Source organism: Alteromonas gracilis, assembly GCF_043642145.1.
Classification (GTDB): Bacteria; Pseudomonadota; Gammaproteobacteria; order Enterobacterales; family Alteromonadaceae; genus Alteromonas; species Alteromonas gracilis_B.
In genome coordinates this window covers 1-4,593 of record NZ_JBHZRZ010000025.1, presented here as the reverse complement: position 1 = coordinate 4,593, position 4,593 = coordinate 1, and the positions used below count along the sequence as shown (strand labels likewise).

The following is a 4,593-nucleotide window of genomic DNA, read 5'->3' as shown; positions in this document are numbered from 1 at the left end:
ATGAACCTTCTTTTTATTAGCCATAAGTCACCTCTTATCTAACTAAAGGAGATGTCCACTAAGTTTGGGTAAGTCCTGCACCTAACACCCGCATAACGGGCAAAAATATGTAGGCTACAATACCAAGCGAAGCGCCGGGAGCCTACGTATTTTTGTCCCAGCGAGCGTAGTGAGCGAGTTTATGCGCTTGTTAAACCAGCAATGATAGCCTAAAATGACCTAATTAAAGACCTTTTAGGAGACCGTTATGGCGGCTAGAGTTTTGGCAGAAGTTGCTGCAAGTATTACTGAACTAAAAGCAAACCCTATGAAAGTTGCAAGCAGTGCATATGGCGATCCTGTTGCCATATTGAATCGGAATGAGCCCGCGTTCTATTGTGTTCCGGCTGAGATTTACGAAAAAATGATGGATCGTTTAGAGGATCTGGAACTACTACAGCTTGTTAAAGAAAGGCAAAGCGAGGATAGCGTTTCGGTGAATTTGGATGATCTATAAATTAGAGTTTAAGAGAAGCGCCTTAAAAGAATGGAATAAACTAGGTAGCACTTTGCAGCAGCAACTGAAAAAGAAGTTAGCAGAGAGATTAAAAATACCACACGTAGCCCCAGATAGAGTGTTAGGTGCTGATAATGTTTATAAAATAAAATTACGTCAATCTGGATATAGGTTGGTGTATCAGGTACTTGATGACGTAGTTGTAGTTACAGTGCTTGCAGTTGGAAAACGCGAAAGAAATGAGGCTTACAAAAAAGCATTAAAGAGACTTGATGCTGAATAAGGGTTTAACGCCGTTGTAACCGGCAAAAAATTGTTGGCTAAAATGTGAAGCGAAGCGTAACAGCCAACAGTTTTTTGTCCGCGTTGACGACCTTGTTATGCGTTGACACACAAAATTAAAAGCGCTTGCGCCTGCACCAATAAGCCAAACTTAAAATTAAAAAAACACTCACCAAACTCAAAATTGCAAAGAAGCGTTCGACTGGTGAATGATGATTCTGGTCACAGCTTAAATTGAAAAAAGAAAAGCCAAGACCAACTTAAAACTTAATTACGCCACTGTGCCTAAAAGCTAATTTGAAGAAAAGGCTTGAAGTAAAAACCGCTTTAAAGACAGCGATTTAAAGTGACGCATAACGCCCAACTTTGGGGCACAAATACATGGGCTAAAATAACGAGCGAAGCGAAGGGAGCCCATGTGTTTGTGTCCCAGCGAACGCAGTGAGCGCCAACAGTTGTTTGTTAGCTGCAAACCTGCTTATGGAAATATGCTCTATTGCGATATGTAAGACAAGCGGTTACTGGAATTGGTAGAAACATAGCAATAGCAAAAAGCCAATCTATATATGCCGCAAAAACAGTTGCAGTAAATGACGCTATACAGCCTAAAGATAGATAAACAATTAATCGATTAGGCGGAGTATCTGTCTTATGCGGATAAAGTGTCAGGTTGTTAAGTGCGAGCATCCCCCAAAAGCCTAAAAGACCAGCTACTACTATTAGGAAGGGGAGCAGCGTTGCCATTTTACTCTCGAATAGCTGGTAGAGCCAAACGGGACTAAATATAACCCCAAGGGTTAGTAAAATCGCAGATGGTCCAAAAGATACAATTAAAACAACGAAATAAAGTATGCTTTTCATTCTTGCAGATAACGGCCCGCATAACGGGCAAAAATACGTAGGCTATAATACAGAGCGAAGCGAAGGGAGCCTACGTGTTTTTGTCCCAGCGAGCTTGCGAGCGAGTTTATGCGATTGTTAGGTAAACTACTCAAAAAGAGCACCTTGCAGCAAGAGCCTCTTTACATTGTGGTGTATGATTAAAAGCCCAATGGCGCAAATTGCAAGAAACACAATTGTTGCCAAAAAATACTCTACCCAAGCTAACCACTTAATTCTATTTCTATGCTCGAGAATTAACTCTTTTCTGTAAGCGGTTGATAATAGAAACGGCCAAGCAAGATATACAAAGCGAGGTCCGCTGGCTAATTCTGCAAAGAAATCTAAAGCGTTGCCTAAAACGGGAACTCTAGATAGCGCTAGAGCTACAGCGAGGAATACCCCGAAAACAAGTAAGCTAATTACAGCAACCAAAATTTCCATATACAGGTTTACCTAACATTAAGCTAAGCGGCGCAGTTGCGTGGGGCATAATGGCGAAGCCGCCCCGCGTAAATGCGTCCGAGCGACCGAAGGGAGTGGACTTGAGCGCTTTGTTAGAAGCAGAGCCAGTTCCTTTGGTCTGTTTAAAAACTGATGAAGCCAGCATACGATTGATTGTTAACACAAACAAGCAAAACGACTGTGCACTGATGTTTTTGATTTGGCTGAAGCCAGCCGCCATTTGAGCTACCGAGTGTAATGGCGCTTGCTGACTCAAAATAAGAACTTGGCGATAAAGCGCCTATTACACCACCTTTAAAGTGAAAGCGGCGGATTTAAACCTACCACAAGCCAGAGCGATGTAAATGAAAACAGGAGAGGGTAATTCCACTGGGATTTTCATAAAGCCAAACGCAGTTTAGGCTGACGCCTTATAACATTAAGCTAAGCGGCGCAGTTGCGTGGGGCATAATGGCGAAGCCGCCCCGCGTAAATGCGTCCGAGCGACCGAAGGGAGTGGACTTTAGCGCTTTGTTAGAAGCAGTGCCAGTTCCTTTGGTCTGTTTAAAAACTGATGAAGCCAGCATACGATTGATTGTTAACACAAACAAGCAAAACGACTGAGCAGTGATGGTTTTGATTTGACTGAAGCTAGCCGCTATCTGAGCTGCCGAGTGTAATGGCGCTTGCTGGCTTAAAATAAGAACTTGGTGATAAAGCGCCTATTACACCACCTTTGAAGTTAAAGCGGCGGATTTAAACTTACCACAAGCTAGAGCGATGCTAATGAAAACAGGTGAGGGTAGTTGCACTGAGATTTTTATAAAGCCAAACGCAGTTTAGGCTGACGCCTTATAACTTTAAGCTAAGCGGCGCAGTTGCGTGGGGCATAATGGCGAAGCCGCCCCGCGTAATTGCGTCCGAACGACCGAAGGGAGTGGTCTTTAGCGCTTTGTTAGAAGCAGAGCCAGTTCCTTTGGTCTGTTTAAAAACTGTTGAAGCCAGCATACGATTGATTGTTAACACAAACAAGCAAAACGACTGAGCAGTGATGGTTTTGATTTGGCTGAAGCTAGCCGCTATCTGAGCTATCGAGTGTAATGGCGCTTGCTGGCTTAGAATAAGAACTTGGAGATTGAGCGCCTATTACACCACCTTTAAAGTGAATGCGGCGGAATAGAACCTACCACAAGCCAGAGCGATGCTAGTAAAAACAGGTGAAGGTAGTTGCGCTGGGATCTTAATAAAGCCAAACGAAGTTTAGGCTGACGCCTTATAACACCCCGCTTAGGGGCAATAACACGTGGGCTAAAATTTGGAGCGAAGCGACCCAGCCCACGTGTTATTGTCCCAGGGAGCTTGCGACCGACTACAGCGGTTTGTTAGGGTATTTACACTACCAACCGTCTTTTTGTAACTGAAGCTCTATTCGTTTTTCATGCGCATTAAGTTCAGCAGGAGAGTTATGAAATACTTCCAATTCTCTGTCACACTCTAAAAATTGAATTATGTCAGATAAATCTTCATGCGTGAGCTCAAACCATTCACCTCTGACCTTTTGTTTTTTGAAGCATCTATGAAGAAACTTTTCGAGATAAACTATTTCTCTTGCTTGATAATCCCCTAGGTCTGATTCAACATGAAAAATCTCTTTTAGTTTAAAGGGGCATCCGGTCTGATGATTTCTTAATCTAGAAACAACATCGTTCGCTATACCAATTTTGTAGTAATTTGTTCCGTCGCAACGAATAACATACAAGTTACGTGGAATATCATTGGCTTTAACAAACTTTTCTATACTAGCATTAACTTCCTCGTAGGACTCACCTGTGTAATTTTCACTATAATCCAAAAGTGAGGCAATATCTGTGCGTAATGATTTGGGAACTCTAATTTTACCGTATGCTTCCATAAGTACCCTAACTTTAAGCTAAGGGGCGCTGATGCGTGGGGCATAATGGCGAAGCCGCCCCGCGTATAGGCGTCCCAGCGACCGAAGGGAGTGGCTTGAGCGTTTTGTTAGTACCCATGAACTGTAAACATCCTTATATCTTTTTAGTTAATAATTTTTGTTTCGATTTCTAATGATCTCGCTGAGACTGAAAAACGTGATGAACGGCGACGCAATGTACAACACCAAAATCGAATCAAACGCAATTAAGGCATAGACAATCTCTGCTTGGCCGATAGAGCCGCAGAATTCCCAACTGAAAATAGGAATGCATTCATATACCGATGTAGACCATACGAAAGCTGTGCCGCCGAAAACAATACAAAGCAACAAAACACTGCACATCATTTTTAGATAAAGTTTTTTGGATGGCCTGACTTTCATTGCTTCCAACTCTTTGGGTACTAACTTTTAAATAAGGGGCGCATTCATGTGGGGCATAATGGCGAAGCCGCCCCGCATGAATGCGTCCCAGCGAACGAAGTGAGTGACTTAATTTTTTTGTTATACGCCACTTTTTGATTCAATACATCTATTAAGA

Annotated in this window: 7 protein-coding genes; 2 read left to right on the top strand and 5 right to left on the bottom strand. The window is 42.7% G+C overall.

The window, feature by feature from the left end:
- Positions 1 to 247 precede the first annotated feature (247 nt).
- Both ACHUFN_RS20030 and ACHUFN_RS20025 read left to right on the top strand, forming a co-directional pair.
- Complete coding sequence (locus ACHUFN_RS20030) at positions 248 to 496, top strand: type II toxin-antitoxin system Phd/YefM family antitoxin (protein WP_394224494.1); 249 nt, start codon at positions 248 to 250, stop codon at positions 494 to 496.
- Complete coding sequence (locus tag ACHUFN_RS20025; protein WP_394224493.1) at positions 486 to 779, top strand: type II toxin-antitoxin system RelE family toxin; 294 nt, start codon at positions 486 to 488, stop codon at positions 777 to 779. Before ACHUFN_RS20030 ends, ACHUFN_RS20025 begins: the two co-directional genes overlap by 11 nt.
- 986 nt (positions 780 to 1,765) lie before the next feature.
- Here the strand turns inward: ACHUFN_RS20025 and ACHUFN_RS20020 are convergent.
- From ACHUFN_RS20020 to ACHUFN_RS20000, 5 genes are all read right to left on the bottom strand, one after another.
- Positions 1,766 to 2,101, bottom strand: coding sequence for a hypothetical protein (locus ACHUFN_RS20020; protein ID WP_394224492.1), 336 nt, complete (start codon positions 2,099 to 2,101; stop codon positions 1,766 to 1,768).
- Positions 2,076 to 2,342: a hypothetical protein gene (locus ACHUFN_RS20015; protein ID WP_394224491.1), complete on the bottom strand. Its 267-nt coding sequence runs from the start codon at positions 2,340 to 2,342 to the stop codon at positions 2,076 to 2,078. The genes ACHUFN_RS20020 and ACHUFN_RS20015 overlap by 26 nt, the downstream gene beginning before the upstream one ends.
- A 190-nt stretch (positions 2,343 to 2,532) precedes the next feature.
- The gene (locus ACHUFN_RS20010) at positions 2,533 to 2,688 is read right to left on the bottom strand and encodes a hypothetical protein (RefSeq protein WP_394224490.1); all 156 of its coding nucleotides are present in this window, start codon (positions 2,686 to 2,688) and stop codon (positions 2,533 to 2,535) included.
- A 265-nt stretch (positions 2,689 to 2,953) separates the two neighbouring features.
- Positions 2,954 to 3,109: a hypothetical protein gene (locus tag ACHUFN_RS20005; RefSeq protein WP_394224487.1), complete on the bottom strand. Its 156-nt coding sequence runs from the start codon at positions 3,107 to 3,109 to the stop codon at positions 2,954 to 2,956.
- A 388-nt stretch (positions 3,110 to 3,497) separates the two neighbouring features.
- On the bottom strand, positions 3,498 to 4,013 hold the full coding sequence (locus ACHUFN_RS20000; protein WP_394224489.1) for a GIY-YIG nuclease family protein: 516 nt from the start codon (positions 4,011 to 4,013) through the stop codon (positions 3,498 to 3,500).
- Between the last annotated feature and the right edge of the window lie 580 nt (positions 4,014 to 4,593).

What these genes read in the sequence shown, in the direction of transcription:
- ACHUFN_RS20030 (WP_394224494.1), top strand. Translation starts at nt 248, where the DNA reads ATGGCGGCTAGAGTTTTGGCAGAAGTTGCTGCAAGTATTACTGAACTA.
- ACHUFN_RS20025 (WP_394224493.1), top strand. Translation starts at nt 486, where the DNA reads ATGATCTATAAATTAGAGTTTAAGAGAAGCGCCTTAAAAGAATGGAAT.
- ACHUFN_RS20000 (WP_394224489.1), bottom strand. Translation starts at nt 4,013, where the DNA reads ATGGAAGCATACGGTAAAATTAGAGTTCCCAAATCATTACGCACAGAT.
- ACHUFN_RS20015 (WP_394224491.1), bottom strand. Translation starts at nt 2,342, where the DNA reads ATGGCGGCTGGCTTCAGCCAAATCAAAAACATCAGTGCACAGTCGTTT.
- ACHUFN_RS20020 (WP_394224492.1), bottom strand. Translation starts at nt 2,101, where the DNA reads ATGGAAATTTTGGTTGCTGTAATTAGCTTACTTGTTTTCGGGGTATTC.
- ACHUFN_RS20005 (WP_394224487.1), bottom strand. Translation starts at nt 3,109, where the DNA reads ATGCTGGCTTCAACAGTTTTTAAACAGACCAAAGGAACTGGCTCTGCT.
- ACHUFN_RS20010 (WP_394224490.1), bottom strand. Translation starts at nt 2,688, where the DNA reads ATGCTGGCTTCATCAGTTTTTAAACAGACCAAAGGAACTGGCACTGCT.